15 protein-coding genes are annotated in these 16146 nt (G+C 64.4%); 6 read left to right on the forward strand and 9 right to left on the reverse strand.

The window, feature by feature from the left end; genetic code table 11:
* Nucleotides 1-153: 153 nt before the first annotated feature.
* A complete protein-coding gene (gene orn / locus CHB99_RS02390) occupies nt 154-696 on the reverse strand; it encodes an oligoribonuclease (RefSeq protein ID WP_042120309.1) in 543 nt (180 codons plus the stop codon).
* Nucleotides 697-789: 93 nt separating this feature from the next.
* On the opposite strand from orn, the gene rsgA reads away from it, so the two are divergent.
* Together rsgA and CHB99_RS02400 are read left to right on the forward strand one after the other, a co-directional pair.
* Entirely contained in the window at nt 790-1821 is a 1032-nt protein-coding gene (gene rsgA / locus CHB99_RS02395) for a small ribosomal subunit biogenesis GTPase RsgA (protein ID WP_042120310.1), read from the forward strand.
* 161 nt (nt 1822-1982) lie between these two features.
* Nucleotides 1983-2453, forward strand: a complete 471-nt coding sequence (locus tag CHB99_RS02400; protein WP_042120311.1) for a TIR domain-containing protein — start codon at nt 1983-1985, stop codon at nt 2451-2453.
* A gap of 116 nt (nt 2454-2569) precedes the next feature.
* Here CHB99_RS02400 and motB read toward each other — a convergent pair whose 3' ends face one another.
* Together motB and motA are read right to left on the reverse strand one after the other, a co-directional pair.
* Nucleotides 2570-3589, reverse strand: a complete 1020-nt coding sequence (gene motB, locus CHB99_RS02405) for a flagellar motor protein MotB (RefSeq protein ID WP_042120312.1) — start codon at nt 3587-3589, stop codon at nt 2570-2572.
* A gap of 3 nt (nt 3590-3592) precedes the next feature.
* Nucleotides 3593-4444, reverse strand: a complete 852-nt coding sequence (motA, locus tag CHB99_RS02410; protein ID WP_042120313.1) for a flagellar motor stator protein MotA — start codon at nt 4442-4444, stop codon at nt 3593-3595.
* Between the two features lie 131 nt (nt 4445-4575).
* Here motA and CHB99_RS02415 point away from each other — a divergent pair, with 131 nt between their 5' ends.
* From CHB99_RS02415 to asd, 3 genes are read left to right on the forward strand one after another with little or no spacing between them, the layout of a single operon-like run.
* Nucleotides 4576-6114 (forward strand): HDOD domain-containing protein, encoded by a 1539-nt coding sequence (locus CHB99_RS02415; protein WP_042120314.1) that lies wholly within the window; start codon nt 4576-4578, stop codon nt 6112-6114.
* Between the two features lie 46 nt (nt 6115-6160).
* Nucleotides 6161-6970, forward strand: coding sequence for a rhodanese-like domain-containing protein (locus tag CHB99_RS02420; protein ID WP_042120315.1), 810 nt, complete (start codon nt 6161-6163; stop codon nt 6968-6970).
* 9 nt (nt 6971-6979) lie between these two features.
* On the forward strand, nt 6980-7840 hold the full coding sequence (asd, locus tag CHB99_RS02425; RefSeq protein ID WP_042120316.1) for an archaetidylserine decarboxylase: 861 nt from the start codon (nt 6980-6982) through the stop codon (nt 7838-7840).
* Between the two features lie 82 nt (nt 7841-7922).
* Here the strand turns inward: asd and CHB99_RS02430 are convergent, their stop codons facing one another.
* Both CHB99_RS02430 and serB read right to left on the reverse strand, forming a co-directional pair.
* Complete coding sequence (locus CHB99_RS02430) at nt 7923-8333, reverse strand: lectin OAA family protein (RefSeq protein ID WP_042120653.1); 411 nt, start codon at nt 8331-8333, stop codon at nt 7923-7925.
* Between the two features lie 151 nt (nt 8334-8484).
* Nucleotides 8485-9699 carry a phosphoserine phosphatase SerB gene (gene serB, locus CHB99_RS02435; protein ID WP_042120318.1) on the reverse strand — a complete coding sequence of 405 codons (1215 nt, stop codon included), beginning with the start codon at nt 9697-9699 and terminating at the stop codon, nt 8485-8487.
* Between the two features lie 135 nt (nt 9700-9834).
* Between serB and CHB99_RS02440 the strand changes: the two genes are divergently transcribed.
* A complete protein-coding gene (locus CHB99_RS02440; RefSeq protein ID WP_042120320.1) occupies nt 9835-11340 on the forward strand; it encodes a HAMP domain-containing protein in 1506 nt (501 codons plus the stop codon).
* A gap of 176 nt (nt 11341-11516) precedes the next feature.
* Here the strand turns inward: CHB99_RS02440 and CHB99_RS02445 are convergent, their stop codons facing one another.
* The 4 genes from CHB99_RS02445 to CHB99_RS02460 form a co-directional block, all read right to left on the reverse strand.
* Nucleotides 11517-12230, reverse strand: coding sequence for a PqiC family protein (locus CHB99_RS02445; RefSeq protein WP_042120321.1), 714 nt, complete (start codon nt 12228-12230; stop codon nt 11517-11519).
* A 171-nt stretch (nt 12231-12401) separates the two neighbouring features.
* A complete protein-coding gene (gene parC / locus CHB99_RS02450; RefSeq protein WP_042120322.1) occupies nt 12402-14660 on the reverse strand; it encodes a DNA topoisomerase IV subunit A in 2259 nt (752 codons plus the stop codon).
* A gap of 10 nt (nt 14661-14670) precedes the next feature.
* Nucleotides 14671-15189: a retropepsin-like aspartic protease family protein gene (locus CHB99_RS02455; RefSeq protein WP_042120324.1), complete on the reverse strand. Its 519-nt coding sequence runs from the start codon at nt 15187-15189 to the stop codon at nt 14671-14673.
* Complete coding sequence (locus CHB99_RS02460; RefSeq protein WP_377698111.1) at nt 15186-16121, reverse strand: esterase-like activity of phytase family protein; 936 nt, start codon at nt 16119-16121, stop codon at nt 15186-15188. The genes CHB99_RS02455 and CHB99_RS02460 overlap by 4 nt, the downstream gene beginning before the upstream one ends.
* Nucleotides 16122-16146 lie beyond the last annotated feature (25 nt).

The following is a 16146-nucleotide window of genomic DNA, read 5'->3' on the forward strand; positions in this document are numbered from 1 at the left end:
AAAGGGGGCATCCCACTCGACTGACTCACCCTTGTAGGAGCTGGCTTGCCTGCGAAAGGACCGCGCAGCGGTCCCTGAGAGCAGTGAGATCCGGGACCGCTGCGCGGTGGTTCGTCACACAACAAGCCACACTCCCACGGGGCAGCGTCGCAGTCAGAACTTGATGAAATGCTCGCGATAGTGACGCAGCTCGGCGATCGACTCGCGGATATCGTCCAGCGCCAGGTGAGTGCTGCCCTTCTTGAAGCCATCCTTGACCTGCGGCGCCCAGCGGCCGGCCAGCTCTTTCAGGGTCGAGACGTCCAGGTTGCGGTAGTGGAAGTAGTTTTCCAGCCCACGCATGTGGCGATACAGGAAACGACGGTCCTGGCAGATGCTGTTGCCGCAGATCGGCGACTTGCCCTTCGGCACCCATTGCTCGAGGAAGGCGATGGTCTGCGCCTCGGCCGCGGCCATGTCGACGGTGCTTTCGCGAACGCGCTGGGTCAGCCCGGAAGCACCATGGGTGCGGGTGTTCCAGTCGTCCATGCGGGCAAGGACTTCGTCGCTGTGGTGGATGGCGATCACCGGGCCTTCGGCCAGGGTGTTGAGATCGCTGTCGGTGACGATGGTGGCCATCTCGATGATGACGTCCTGGTCAGGGTCCAGACCGGTCATTTCCAGGTCGATCCAGATCAGATTCTGTGGGTTCTGCATGGTTGGGCTCCTCGGTAGCTGCGCAGTTTAGCCTAGTGGAGCGTGCTAAACTCGACGCCGTTTCAACATCCCCGCTTTAACGACGAGACATTCATGGCCAAACGCCAGCTCAATCGCCGCCAGAACTGGCGCATCGAAAAGATCCAGGAAGAACGCGCTGCCCGCGCCGCGAAACGTGAGGAGCGCGCCCTGGAGGTGCTCGAAGGTGGCGATCTGGGCCCGGAACAGACCGGCCTGGTGATTGCGCATTTCGGTGTCCAGGTGGAGGTCGAGGCCGATGATGGCCAGGAGGCCGGCCAGGTCTTCCGTTGCCACCTGCGCGCCAACCTGCCGGCGCTGGTGACCGGCGACCGCGTGGTCTGGCGTGCCGGCAACCAGGGCATCGGCGTGATCGTCGCGCAACTGCCCCGCAGCACCGAGCTGTGCCGTCCCGACAGCCGCGGCCAGCTCAAGCCGGTGGCGGCCAACGTCGACCTGATCGTGATCGTCTTCGCCCCCGCGCCGGAGCCCCACGCCAACCTGATCGACCGCTACCTGGTGGCCGCCGAGCATGCCGGCATCCGTCCGTTGCTGCTCCTGAACAAGGCCGACCTGATCGACGAACAGAACGGCCCGGCGCTCAACGCCTTGCTGGCGGTGTACCGGCAACTGGGCTATCCGCTGCTGGAAGTGTCGGCGCACCACGGCAATGGCATGGAGCAACTGCAGAAGATGCTCGACGGCCATATCAGCGTGTTCGTCGGTCAATCCGGGGTCGGCAAGTCGTCGCTGGTCAACAGCCTGCTGCCCGAGGTGCAGACCCGGGTCGGCGCGCTGTCGGAATGGTCCGGTCAGGGTCAGCACACCACCACCACCGCGCGCCTCTACCACTTCCCCGGTGGCGGCGAGCTGATCGACTCCCCCGGCATCCGCGAATTCGGCCTGGTGCATGTCAGCCGCGACGATGTCGAAGCCGGCTTCATCGAGTTCGCCGACCTGCTCGGTACCTGCCGCTTCCGCGACTGCAAGCATGACCGCGAACCCGGTTGCGCCCTGCTCAAGGCCCTGGACGACGGGCGCGTCCAGCAGCAGCGAATGAACAGCTACCGCTCGATCATCGCCAGCCTGCCGCAGGACAGCTACTGAGTGCAAAGCGGTATTGCCCTCGCCGGGAATACCGCTTGTAGGCCTTATCTGTAGGACTGGTCACACGGAAACGTAGGACCGTTCTTTGTTTCCAGCCATCTATTGCCGGACTTGAGGAATTCACTGATCGTCGCCGCTTTCACCAGAAAGGACGCCTCGTGATGCCTGTATTCATCAGCTACCGCCACCCTGACCGCCTCGATGCGTTCGTGATCAACGAACGGCTCAAGCTCGAAGGTATCAATACCTGCCTCGAACTGTTCGACCCGCAGGCACAGCAGACCACCGACGATACCTGCACCCTGCTCAACACCAATATCAATGCCTGCACCCACATGATCACCGTGCTCGGTCAGGGTGGCCTGGATGAATGGTGGATTCCCTTCAGCCTCGGCAGCGCGACCCAACTGAACCGCCGGCTGGCCTTCTATCAATGCGAAGGCAGCCTGCCCGGCTATCTGGAGCGCTGGCCCAACCTGACCCGGCGCGAGCACATCGACCTGTTCGTCAGTGCCTACCATGACGAGCAGACCTTCCGCCGCGCCATCAGCAAGGATGCCGGCGAGACCAACCGCAACAATGCCGAGTTCTTCCACACCGACCTCAAGGCCCGCCTGCGCCGGGGATTCTGACGGCATGCAATACACCGCGTGCCTGCACTGCCGCTGTAGGCGCGTGGACAGATGACAGTCCCATGAAAAACGCCCGCCGGGATCACTCCGGGCGGGCGTTTTTGCTTGCCTGACGCTTATTGCTGCTTGCCAGGCTCATCCATCTTCAAGGTACCGTCCTCGAAGATGTTCAGCTTCTGGCGCAACTCCTGAGGCTGCAACGGCTCGGGTTCGGGCTGTGGTACCGCCGCACCCGGTGCCGCAGGCGTGCCATCCGGGTTGGTCGCGGGCGCCTGGTTGTCCGGCGCCGAATGCTCGCCTTCGATGGCCCGCTGCGCCTTCTTGGTCAGCACGACGATGTCGATGCGCCGGTTGACCGGATTCAGTGGATGTTCGCGGTCGAACAGCGACGACGAGGCATACCCCACCACCCGGGCCACCTGGCCATCCGGGTAGCCACCGGCGACCAGCGCGCGACGCGCGGCGTTGGCACGGTTGGCCGACAGCTCCCAGTTGCCGTATTCACCACTGCCAGCATAAGGCTTGGCGTCGGTGTGGCCGCTGACGCTGATCTTGTTCGGCACCGTCTTGATGGTGTCGGCCATGGCCAGCAGGATGTCTTCGAAGTACGGTTTCAGGCGCGCGCTGCCCAGGTCGAACATCGGCCGGTTCTCGGCGTCGACGATCTGGATGCGCAGGCCGTCCTGAGTGATCTCGAAGAGGATCTGGTCCTTGAATTTCTGCAGATCGGGGCTCTGCTCGACCTTGTTCTGCAGTTCCTGCAGGACCAGTTCGAGACGCTCGCGCTCCACCTGCTCGGCCAGGTTCTCGGCCTGCTCGGGACTGACGATGCTGCTCTCCGGCGTCGGCTCGGCCTTCTGCTCGGGGTTGATGGTCTTCTCCGGCGCCAGCTCCGGCGAACCGCCAAGATCGATGATGTAGGGCGTGCCGCTTTCGGAGAACCCGATCGGGTCCTTGAAATAGCCGGCGATGGCGATCTTCTGTTCTGGCGTGGCCGTGGACAGCAGCCAGAGCACCAGGAAGAAGGCCATCATCGCCGTGGCGAAGTCGGCGAAGGCGATCTTCCACGCACCGCCGTGGTGACCGCCGCCGAAGCGCTTGACGCGCTTGATGATTATCGGCTGATTGTTTTCCATGGATCAGCGACCGCGGACCGCTTGTTCCAGCTCGGCGAAGCTCGGACGGTGCTTCGGATACAGCACCTTGCGCCCGAACTCGACCGCCAGCGACGGCGGCATGCCGGAAGCCGAGGCCACCAGGGAGGCCTTGATCGCCTCGTAGGTGTTCAGTTCTTCCTTGGCATCGTGGGCCAGCGAGTTGGCCAGCGGGCCGAAGAAACCGTAGGCCGCGAGAATACCGAAGAAGGTACCGACCAACGCCGCACCCACGTGCAGGCCGATGGACTTCTGGTCACCGTCACCGAGGGACGCCATGGTCACCACGATACCCAGTACCGCCGCGACGATACCGAAGCCTGGCATGCCATCGGCGATGCCGGTCACCGCATGGGACGGGTGCTCCAGCTCTTCCTTCAGGCTCAGCAGTTCCATGTCGAACAGGCCTTCCAGCTCATGGGGCGCCATGTTGCCGGTGGACATGATGCGCAGGTAGTCGCAGATGAACGCGGTCATGCGCTCGTCTTTCAGCACGGCCGGATACTTGGCGAAGATGGGACTGGCGGCGGCATCCTCGATGTCGCCCTCGATCGCCATCATGCCTTCGCGGCGGCTCTTGTTGAGGATCTCGTAGACCAGGCCGAGCACTTCTATATAGAAGGCATGGGAAAAGCGGCTGCTGAACATGCTCAGCGACTTTTTCACCACATGCATGGTCATGTAGCCGGGGTTGGCCTGGAGGAATGCACCGAACGCAGCGCCGCCGATGATCAGCACCTCGAAAGGCTGGATCAGAGCCGCGATCTTGCCGTGGGAGAGCACGTATCCGCCAAGCACGCTCGCGAATACGACGATGATGCCGATAATTTTAGCCATAGATAGAAAGCACTTACTGTCGGGTCTCGGGTCGGGGACGGAAGTTCGTAAAACTCTTCTTCTACTTATCGGCAGTTCTGCGCCAGACTATAGCCAGTCAAGGCGAAAAGCCAGCTTGGCCCAATTCCAGCATGCCTAGTGAAACCATCGTGCCAACTACGAATCCGAAGACTCTCGACGCCTGGATCAAACTACTGGATGGCACTCACCTTCCGGTTCCCTGCCATAGCCACGACCGTGTAAAAACCGCCATCGCGGACAGTCGCCGGTCGCTGCGCGACATTGCCGAAGTCATGCAGGATAGTCCGGCTTTGGTGCTCAGTGTGATGCGCGAAGCCAATCGCCATACCCACGCCAGCATTGCCGAGCCGGCGGAAAACCTCGAAGTTGCGCTGAATCGCCTGGGCCTGGCCCGCGTCGAGTCGCTGGTGGAGCGCCTGCCCACCGCGCCGGTCAACGAAATCCCCCTGGCCCTGCGCCAACTGCAGATGATCAGCCAGCATGCGAGCCAACAGGCCAGCGGCATGTTCGCCAGCCGTCTCGCCCGCCTCTGGCAGGACATTCACTGGGGCAGCCTGCTGTTTCTCGCGCCACTCTGGCCGCTGGCCCTGACCCACCCGCAATTGCTGGAGGAGTGGGAACTGCGCGTGGTGCACCGCGGCGAACCGGCGCCGAAAGTGGAGCGGGAACTGTTCGGCGTGCGCCTGCTCGGCCTGTGCCAGACCCTGGCCGAGTTCTGGCGCCTGCCGACCTGGGTCACCCAGGGTTATCACCTGCTGCAGGAAGAACGCCGGCTGCTGGTCAAGGTCATGCACATCGCCCGCGACCACAAGAGCCCGCTGCGCCAGCAACAGCACCTGGACGCCGATCCGGCATTGCGCCGCTGGCTCAATCACCCGGCCAATACCGTGCTGCTGGCCAACGGCCTGGCACTGGCGTCGCAGCATGCATGGACCGGCACGCACATTCAGCGCTGGCAACAATTGATCGCCCTCTATCTGCAGGTGCCGCTGGAGGATGTCCAGGGCCAGAGCCACCAGCAGGCCGCGCAGAGCGCACGCAAGCATGCCCTGGAGGAGGTGTTCCATCCGGCGCAGATGCTGCTCTGGCCATGGGATACCTGCTACGTTCCCCGCGGCATGCAGCAGGCGGGGACGCCGGACACCAAGGCCCTTGGCGACTGGCGCAAGTTCTGCACCGAACTGCTCAGCGAACCCAGCCCGTTCTCCAATGCCATGCACCTGACCGGCTATGCCCGCGACGCCCTGCAAGCCTGCGGGATGAAACGGATCCTGCTGCTGATGAGCGACAAGACGCAGAGTTTCCTGCGCGTCCATCAACTGGCCGGGATACCGGCGCAGGCGGCCAACCTCACCGTGCCGGTGACCCAGAGCAAGCTGCTGCAGCGTCTGCTGGCGCAATCGGCGCAATTGCGCCTGACCCCGCAGAACCACGCGCAGTTCTCCGCCCTGCTGCCCGCCAGTCTGCGCGCGCTGTTTCGCGGGGAACACCTGCTCCTGCGTTCACTGTCGAACAACGGCAAGGTGGTGATGGTGCTGATGGCCGACCAGGGAGGCGGGCCGTTCTCGGAAGTCAGTGTGCAGGCCTTCGCCAAGACCGCGCAGTGCCTGGAACGCGCCCTCGCCACCTTCAGCAACCGCAGCGCCTGACCCTGCGCTACAATCGCCCCCCTCTGATCCGATCTGGAGTATCTGGATGACCGACTTCTCTGGCTTGCCCCTGGTGATCGAACCGGCGGACCTGCTGCCACGCCTCGACTCGGCGGAACTGATCCTGGTCGACCTGACCAGCGTCAATCGCTACGGCAGCGGCCACCTTCCCGGTGCCCGTTTCGTCGATCCCAAGCGCACGCAACTGGGCCAGCCACCGGCACCGGGCCTGGCACCGGCCAAGGCCGAGCTGGAAAAGCTGTTCGGAGAACTGGGCCATCGTCCCGACGCCACCTATGTGGTCTACGACGATGAAGGCGGCGGTTGGGCCGGGCGCTTCATCTGGCTGCTGGATGTCATCGGCCACTCGCGCTACCACTACCTCAATGGCGGGGTGCAGGCCTGGCCGGCGAACAAGCTGAGCACCGACGTCCCGGCCAGCGCTGGCGGCCCCGTCAGCCTGGTGCTGCACGACGAGCCCACCGCCACCCGCGAGTACCTGCAAAGCCGTCTCGGCGCCGCCGACCTGGCGATCTGGGATGCACGCAGCCCCGGCGAATACCGCGGCGAGAAAGTCCTCGCCGCCAAGGGCGGGCACATCCCCGGCGCGGTCAACTTCGAGTGGACCGCCGGCATGGACCTGAACGACGCCCTGCGCATCCGCAAGGACATGCCGCAGATCCTCGAACAGCTCGGCATCAGCAAGGACAAGGAAGTGGTCACCCACTGCCAGACTCACCACCGCTCGGGCTTCACCTATCTGGTGGCCAAGCACCTGGGCTACCCACGGGTCAAGGCATACGCCGGCTCCTGGGGCGAATGGGGCAACCATCCGGACACGCCCGTCGAAGTTTAAGGAAACCCAATGAAATCCCGCTTGTTCATCATCAGCCAGTACCTGCTGCCCCATCACCTGCTCTCGCGTCTGGCCGGCTGCATCGCCGAATGCCGCGTGCGCTGGTTCAAGAACGCCTTCACCACCTGGTTCGCCAAGCGCTACCAGGTGGACATGTCGCAGGCCCTGGTCGAAGACGTCACCGCCTATGAACACTTCAACGACTTCTTCACCCGCGCCCTGAAACCCGGCGCACGCCCGCTGGACCCGACCCCCGGTGCGATCCTCTGCCCGGCCGATGGCGCGATCAGCCAGCTCGGTCCGATCGAGCACGGCCGCATCTTCCAGGCCAAGGGCCACAGCTTCAGTGCCCAGGAACTGCTCGGTGGCGACCCGGCCAATGCCGCGCCGTTCATGGGTGGCGAATTCGCCACCGTGTACCTGTCGCCGAAGGACTACCACCGCGTGCACATGCCGCTGGCCGGTACCCTGCGTGAAATGATCTACGTGCCCGGCCGGCTGTTCTCGGTGAACCAGACCACCGCGGAAAACGTCCCGGAACTGTTCGCCCGCAACGAGCGCGTGGTCTGCCTGTTCGACACCGAGCGCGGTCCGATGGCCGTGGTACTGGTGGGGGCGATGATCGTTGCCTCGATCGAGACAGTGTGGGCCGGCCTGGTCACCCCGCCGAAGCGCGAGCTGAAGACCTTCCGCTATGACGAAGCGTCCCGCGCGCCGATCCATCTGGAGAAAGGCGCGGAACTGGGTCGTTTCAAACTGGGTTCGACCGCCATCGTGCTGTTCGGTCCGGAGCAGGTGAAGTGGGCCGAGAGCCTTGGTGCCGGTTCCGCGGTATCCATGGGCCAGTGCCTGGCGCTGCCGCAAGCCTGACCGGATTCTTTGGGGCTGCAAAGCAGTCCCCAGAAAAGCAAAACCGCCCCCGGAACAGGGGGCGGTTCTTCAACCTGACGCCTTACTCCAGATGACTGCGGAAGCCGATCGGGCCTTCATTGTCATAGGTGTTGGTGCCGTCGAGGCTCTTGCCGCCATCGTTCGACTTGACGCTCAGGGCGACGACGCTCTGATTGTCACGACCGCCGATGACCCATTCGCCACCCGGATGCCAGGGTGCGTCGTTGCCGCCCCACTGGTTCTGGACTTCGTAGCGGTTCTGCGCAACACGCTTGGCCTTGAAGCCGATCGGGCCTTCGCCCGAGTAGGTCATGTTGCCCTTGAAGGTCACGCCGCCATCGCCGGAACGGATATCGATGGCCACCACGTGCTGATTGTCCCGCCCACCGAGCTTCCAGGTTCCACCTGGATGCCACGGTGCACTGTTACCACCCCATTGGTTCTGAACTGCGTACTTGTTCGTAATCGCCATGAACTTCATCTCCTTGAAGTTGCTGGTGGGGACCGGCCAGATTCCGGACCGGCCGCACGGCCCTCGGGATCGGGCCGTACGCGAGCAAGCCTAGACGCAGGCTAAAGATCGTCAGGGAACAAAGGACGAATGGTTAGAACCATTCGTACTATCACGCATTGCCTTCGCGATCACGCATGCCCAGCAGGTAGAGCACACCGTCCAGGCCCAGGGTGGAAATCGCCTGCTTGGCCGACTGACGCACCAGCGGCTTGGCGCGGAAGGCCACGCCCAGACCGGCGATGCCGAGCATCGGCAGGTCGTTGGCGCCATCGCCCACGGCAATGGTCTGCTCCATCTGCAGGCCTTCCTTCCGCGCCAGCTCGGCAAGCAGATCGGCCTTGCGCTGGGCATCGACGATCGGCTCGACCGCGACACCGGTGACCTTGCCGTCGACCACTTCCAGCTCGTTGGCGAACACGTAGTCGATACCCAGCTTGGCCTGCAACTGCTTGGCGAAGTAGGTGAAACCGCCGGAAAGGATGGCGGTCTTGTAGCCCAGGCGCTTGAGTTCGGCGAACAGGGTCTCGGCGCCTTCGGTCAGGCGCAGCGAAGCGCCGATGGCGTCCAGCACGTTGACGTCCAGGCCCTTGAGCAGCGCCAGGCGCTCCTTGAAGCTGGCACGGAAATCCAGCTCGCCGCGCATCGCGCGTTCGGTGATCTCCGAAACCTGCTCGCCGACGCCGGCGGCCTTGGCCAGTTCGTCGATCACTTCCGCCTCGATCAGCGTCGAGTCCATGTCGAACACCGCCAGGCGGCGGTTGCGACGGAACAGCGAATCCTGCTGGAAAGCGATATCGACGCTCAGTTCCTGGGCAACGCTGAGGAACTCGGCACGCAGCGCCTGTGGATCGGCCGGCTCGCCGCGCACGGAGAATTCGATGCAGCCCTTGCTCTGCTCCACCGGGGTATCCAGGGCCACACGACCGGACAGGCGGTCGATATGGTCGATGTTCAGGCCGTACTTGGCGGTGATGGAACTGACCCGCTGCAGTTGCTCGGCGGTCACCTTGCGCGTCAGCAGCGTGACGATGTGCCGAGGCTTGCCCTGGTTGGCCACCCAGTTGCGGTAGTCGTCCTCGGACACCGGGGTGAAACGCACCTGCTGGTTCAGCTCGTAACCGGTGAACAGCAGGTCCTTGAGCACCGAGGAGCCCTCGTCGGTACCAGGAATCTCGACGAGGATGCCAAAGGACAGGGTGTCGTGGATCACCGCCTGGCCAATATCGAGGATGTTCACACCGCCACGGGCAAGAACGCCGGTAATGGCCGCGGTCAGACCCGGACGGTCCTCACCGGTGATGTTGATCAAGACGATTTCGCGCAAGACGGGCTCCAGGACGTGCAAAAAATGCGCATTCTACCGCCTTTTGCAGACCATCGGGCGCAGTCGATACTTTGCCGCCCGAGGGGCGCTCGCTATACTGCGCAGCAATTTCTCCGTCATAAAGAGCCGCGCTCAGTGAACCGGCCCACGCCCGTCAAAACCGACAATTTCTTCCTGCTGATCTTTCATGCCCTGCGTCAGCGTCGCGTGCCACTGGCACTGCGCATCGCCTGCCACAACATCTTCCTGGTGGCCCTGGCGCTGGTGATCTACGCCTGCGTGATGGGTTTGCAGTTCAAGGAAGCCATGCATGAGCAGGCCGACGCCCTGGGGCAGAGCCTGACCACCCAGACCGCCACGTCCGCTACCGAACTGCTGGTGTCCAACGACATCCTCAGCCTCAACGTGCTGCTCGGCAATCTGGTGAAGAACCCGCTGGTGGCCCACGCCGCCATCTACAGTGTGGACAACCGCATCCTCGCCGAGGCTGGCCAGCGTCCGAAGAACAGCCTGCTGGGTGAGGCCGAGGGCCTGTACCAGACCAAGATCACCTTCCAGGACGTCACCGCCGGGCAGTTGCGCATCAGCCTGGACATGAGCCAGTTCCAGCAACCGATGACCATCAGCATGCAGAGCATGGGCATCCTCGCCGGTATCCTGCTGGCCCTGGCGTTGACCATGAGCCTGCGTCTCGGCCGCTACGTTTCCACCCCGCTGCTGCAACTGCGGGTGTGGCTGCGCGACCTGGACGAATACACGCCGGCCACCGAACGCCAGGACGAAATCGGCGACCTGGCCCGGCAACTGCACGCCCGCTTCGCCCCACCACCGAAGGCGGTCGAGCCGGAGCCGGAAATCGAAGAGTCATTCGAAGAAGAACGCGAGCCTTTCGAGATTCGCGACCTGCGCGATCCGGACTTCGACGAAACGCCCGCCGTGGTTCGCCCGAAAACGCGCAGCGTGGAAGCCGAGGAAGACGAGGACGACGACGCCTTCGCCGACCTGGGTGACGTGGCGCCATCCACCAGCACCGCCGCGGTCAAGCCGGTCGCACCGCGCGAGCCGCAGAAGAGCGCCGTCCTCGCCGTGCAACTGGGCTCCCAGGAACAACTGCGACGCCTGCCGCGTGCACGCCTGACCGAACTGCTGGACCGTTACCGCGACTGCCTGGAACAGGCCGCGTCGCTGTACGAAAGCGAGGTGCAGACCCTCAATGACGGCAGCACCCTGCTGCTGTTCCACAGCCAGGACAGCGGTGAGGACTACCTGACCAATGCCATTTGCTGTGGCGAACTGCTCCGAGCGCTGGGCCATGCCCTGCAGGTGGAAGTGGCGGACAGTGGCATCACCTTGCAACTGCAATTGGGCCTGGCCCTGGGCGAAGACCTGCACGGTCTCAGCCAGATCGACCTGCTGCTGACCGAGAAGGCCCAGGACGCCCTGGCCCTGTCGCAGCACAGCCGCAACCTGCTGCTGGTGGAGCGACCGGTCAGTGACGATGCGCTGATTCGCCAGCGCGCGCGGATTCGTCCGATCGCCAGCCCGGAAGGGGCTTGCTGCGTGGAGCGCCTGATGGAGCCGTACCCGTCGATGCTGGAACGGCAACTGGCGCGGATGCATGAGCGGCAAGTAAAAAGCTGACCGGCTGGCTGCACGCCGAGCGGGCTTTGCCCGCGAAAGGACCGCGCAGCGGTCCCAGACGGCAGCGCTATCAGGGACCGCTTCGCGGTCCTTTCGCAGGCAAGCCAGCTCCTACAGGGCTCGCGCCAGCAACAAAAAAGCCCGCATCGCTGCGGGCTTTTTCATGTCTGCTCGACTCAGAAGCGGAACACTTCCAGGTCGGTACGGATCGGCGAAGCGATCGGAATCTTCGGTTTCTCCGGCTCCTTGCGCACCTGCACCGGCGCAGCCGGCTTCTTCGGCGGCGCTTCCTCGGCGATCGCCGGCTGGTTGGCCAGCGGCTTCACCGCGGTGCTCAGTTGCTCGGCCAGGCGCTGCAGCAACTGGCCCTGAGCCTGTACCTGCGACGCCGAGGTACCGCTGTGGGGCTGTTCGAGGTGGATGATACGGTTGTCACGCACCTGACCACGACGGTCGAGCAAACGCCACTGCACATCGAGAATCGCCGGCTGGTTCGCTCCGGAATCCAGGCGCGTGATCGACAGCAGAACCTGCACGTCGGGATTGAAGCCGGTGCTCGCCGGGGCCAGGACCACGCGCTGGCTGTCCAGGCGCCAGGCCAGCTGACGCACCAGCAGTTGATCGATATCGGCGGACAGGCTGCCCGCCCAGCGACCGTCGGTCGCGGCAGTCAGGCTACCGTCGGTCTGGCGCTGCAGCAGGGTTTCCCGTTGCAGGTAGTCGGCGACCGAAACCGGCCCCAGCACCACCGCCATGCCGGCGCTCTGCTTTGGCTGCCCCGGCTCGCCGCTGTCGAGCTGATAGAGCGCGACCGGCTGGTGCATGCTGCACCCCGCCAGGCCCAGGACGCCCGTCAGCAATAGAACAAATGGAAGGCGCAGAAAAGTCATCATCCCATCCAGGCGGCCACCATACGGCACCGCAGTGATACTCAAGAATTCATTCGGGCACCCGGCCACGCCGGCGCCGCAAGGGGGCTATCATCCGCGAAAATACGCGCTGACTCCAGTATTTACGCCCGGAACGTGTGGGAAATTACCGTTTCCGGGCGTGTAAAACACCTACTCGGGACTATCGACCAACAACGCGTCGACCCGCTGGAAGCCCCGTGGCAGCTTGTTGCCACGGCGTCCGCGCTCGCCCTTGTAGTGCTCCAGGTCCTCACCCTTGAGTGACAGGGTACGCTTGCCGGCTTGCAATACAAGGGTCGCCCCGTCGGAGAGCACCGCCATGTCCGTGACATATTCCTCACGGCTGGCAACCCGATCGCCGGGGATGCCGATGATCTTGTTGCCCTTGCCTTTGCCCAGTTGCGGCAAGTCGCTGATCTTGAACACCAGCAGACGACCTTCGGTGGTCACCGCCGCCAGCCAGTTCAGCTCGCGATCGGCCACTGGCCGTGGCGCCAGCACCTTGGCCCCGTTGGGCAGGCTGAGCAGTGCCTTGCCGGCCTTGTTCTTGGCTTGCAGGTCTTCGCCCTTGACCACGAAGCCATAGCCCGCGTCGGAAGCGATGACATACAACGCCTCGTCGTCCGGCAGCAGCACGCACTCGAAGGACGCTCCCGGTGGCGGGGTCAGGCGGCCCGTCAGCGGTTCGCCCTGCCCCCGCGCCGACGGCAGGGTGTGCGCCGCCACCGAGTAGCTGCGTCCGGTGGAGTCGATGAACACGGCGAACTGGTTGGAACGCCCCGCCGCCGCCACCTTGAAGCCGTCACCGGCCTTGTACGACAGGCCGGTGGCGTCGATGTCATGGCCCTTGGCGCAACGCACCCAGCCTTTTTCCGAAAGCACCACGGTGACCGGCTCGGTCGGCATCAGCTCGTTTTCCGACAGGGCCTTGGCCTCGGTGCGCTCGACGATCGGCGAGCGCCGCTCGTCGCCGTAGGTTTCCGCGTCCTTGATCAGTTCGCTGCGCACCAGCTTGCGCAGTTTGGTGTCGCTACCCAGCAGGCCCTGCAGCTTGGCCTGCTCTTTGAGCAGTTCGTCCTGCTCGCCGCGGATCTTCATCTCTTCCAGGCGCGCCAGTTGGCGCAGACGGGTCTCGAGGATGTAGTCGGCCTGGATCTCGGTCAGGTCGAAACGGGCGATCAGCGCCTGTTTCGGCTGGTCCTCGGTGCGGATGATGTGGATCACCTCGTCCAGGTTGAGGAACGCCACCAGCAAACCGTCCAGCAGGTGCAGGCGACGCTCGACCTTGTCGAGGCGGAACTTCAGGCGCCGACGCACGGTGGCGATGCGGAATTCCAGCCATTCCAGCAGCAGCGCGCGCAGGTTCTTCAGTTGCGGACGACCATCGAGGCCGATGATGTTGACGTTGACCCGGTAGCTCGACTCCAGGTCGGTGGTGGCGAACAGGTGCTGCATCAGTTCGTCCAGATCGACCCGGTTGGAGCGGGCGATGATGACGATGCGGCACGGGTTCTCGTGGTCGGACTCGTCACGCAGGTCGGCGACCATCGGCAGCTTCTTGGCCTGCATCTGCGCGGCGATCTGCTCCAGCACCTTGGCCCCGGAGACCTGGTGCGGCAGCGCGGTGACGACGATATCGCCGTCCTCGATGCGATAGACGGCACGCATGCGGATCGAGCCGCGGCCGCTTTCGTAGATTTTCTGCAATTCGGCGCGCGGCGTGATGATTTCCGCTTCGGTCGGATAATCCGGGCCCTGGATATGCTCGCAGAGCTGTTCCACCGTGGCTTTCGGCTCATCCAGCAGGCGCACGCAGGCGCTGGCGACTTCGCGCAGGTTGTGCGGCGGTACGTCGGTGGCCATGCCCACGGCGATACCGGTGGTGCCATTGAGCAGGATATTCGGCAAACGCGCCGGCAACACGGCGGGTTCATCCAGGGTGCCATCGAAGTTCGGCACCCAGTCCGCGGTGCCCTGGCCCAGCTCGCTGAGCAGCACTTCGGAGTAGCGCGACAGGCGCGCCTCGGTGTAACGCATGGCGGCGAAGGACTTCGGATCGTCCGGCGCACCCCAGTTGCCCTGGCCGTCGACCAGGGTGTAGCGGTAGCTGAACGGCTGCGCCATCAGCACCATCGCTTCGTAGCAGGCCGAATCGCCGTGCGGGTGGAACTTGCCGAGCACGTCACCGACGGTACGCGCGGACTTCTTGTGCTTGGAATCGGCATCCAGGCCCAGTTCGCTCATGGCGTAGACGATACGCCGCTGTACCGGTTTCAGGCCGTCGCCGATGTGCGGCAAGGCCCGGTCCATGATCACGTACATGGAATAGTTGAGATAGGCCTGTTCGGTGAAGTCGGCCAGTGACCGACGCTCTACGCCATCGAGGCTCAGATCAAGGGAGTCGCTCATGCGGGCCTCATCAATTCAAGAGCTGGCGCAGCAGCAAGGTGCCGCCGCGCTGGGTGAATTCAAGTCGTTTCAGGGCACTCATGCCCAGTAATACCTGGTCGCCATCCAGTCCGGGCACGACCAGGGCGCGAACGTCGCGCAGCAGGATATCGCCCAATTGCACGCTGTCCAGACGGGTGCGGTAACCCTCGGTGCGGCCATTGGCGGTGCTCAGGGTCACCGGGGCGCCGCGTTCCAGGCCGAAATCGCGGGCCAGGGACTCGGGAATCGCCACATCGGTGGCGCCGGTGTCGAGCAGGAAATGCACGGCCTGGCCGTTGATCAGGCCATCGGCGACGAAGTGCCCCTGGCCATTGGCGGCCAGGCGTACCTCGACAAAGCCGTCGCCGTGCTGCGAGGTGATCTGGCTGTTGGGGTTGGCCTGCTTGTCCTCCCACGCGCCAAAGAAGCGCGTGGCGAGAAACAGCCCGGCCGCCCAGGCCAGAACCATGAACACCCGCCCGATGCGCTGGCCCGGGGTCTGGCTCATTTCTTCGCGCTCCAGCCGCCTTTCGGCGCGGCGAAACGCCAGACGATCGATCGGTCCTCGCCATCGGCGCGGGTGCCGCCGTTGTTGTCCAGGCCGATCCAGGCCCCGTCGGCGTCGATCACCAGCGCCTCGGCCAGACCGTATGGCTGACCGTAGCGCCGCGAATCGACCAGCGCCTCGGCGGCGAACGACCAGCAACGCTCGACCTGGCCGCTCTGCGCATCGCGCCGACAGATGCGATAGGCATTGCGCTCCAGGGTGAACAGCTTGCCCTCGAACAGCGCCAGGTCGGCAAAGTCCCGCGAGACGTCGCGGGCATTGGGGAATTGCTCGGGCTGCATCTCGGTGCCGGCTTCGCTGAGCACCACGCAGGCTTCGCCGCAGGTCCAGGTGCTTTGCTTGCGGTTGACCAGCAGCAGGCCGCGGCGCTCGCGCTCGGCTGCCAGCCACAGGCGATCGCCGGCCGGACTGATGGCGAGCCCTTCGAACAAGGCATTGAAATGCAGGAGCATGCCGCTGGCCCGGGCCTGGCGAATCATGCTCGGATCGATGCGCAGCCAGTTCGGCTCGCCGTCCAGCGGCACCTGCAGCACCGCGGCATGGGCTTCACTGACGATGTAGTGGTTGCCCGCGGCGTCGCAGCTCAGGCCCTCGAAATCAAGGTCGCCGCCTCGTATCAGGGAGGCCACCCACTGCCGCGAACGCAGGCCCAGCGGCAGTCCGGTATCCGGTACCGGCGGCACCGCCAGCGGCACGCCGACCGCCTGCCAGACATGGCTGGCGGTATCGAGCCGGTAGAGCAGGTCGTCGTCGCGGTCGGAGATGGTCCAAAGTGCACCGTTGCACTGCGCCAGCCCCGACAGGTTGCCGCCGCGCATGCCCTCGACCGGATGCTCGGAGAGCATGCTCAGTTCCGGCCACGGCTCGGCCATGGCCGGCACCGCGAGCAGCGCCAGC

It is taken from the genome of Pseudomonas japonica (assembly GCF_900188455.1).
Classification (GTDB): Bacteria; Pseudomonadota; Gammaproteobacteria; order Pseudomonadales; family Pseudomonadaceae; genus Aquipseudomonas; species Aquipseudomonas japonica.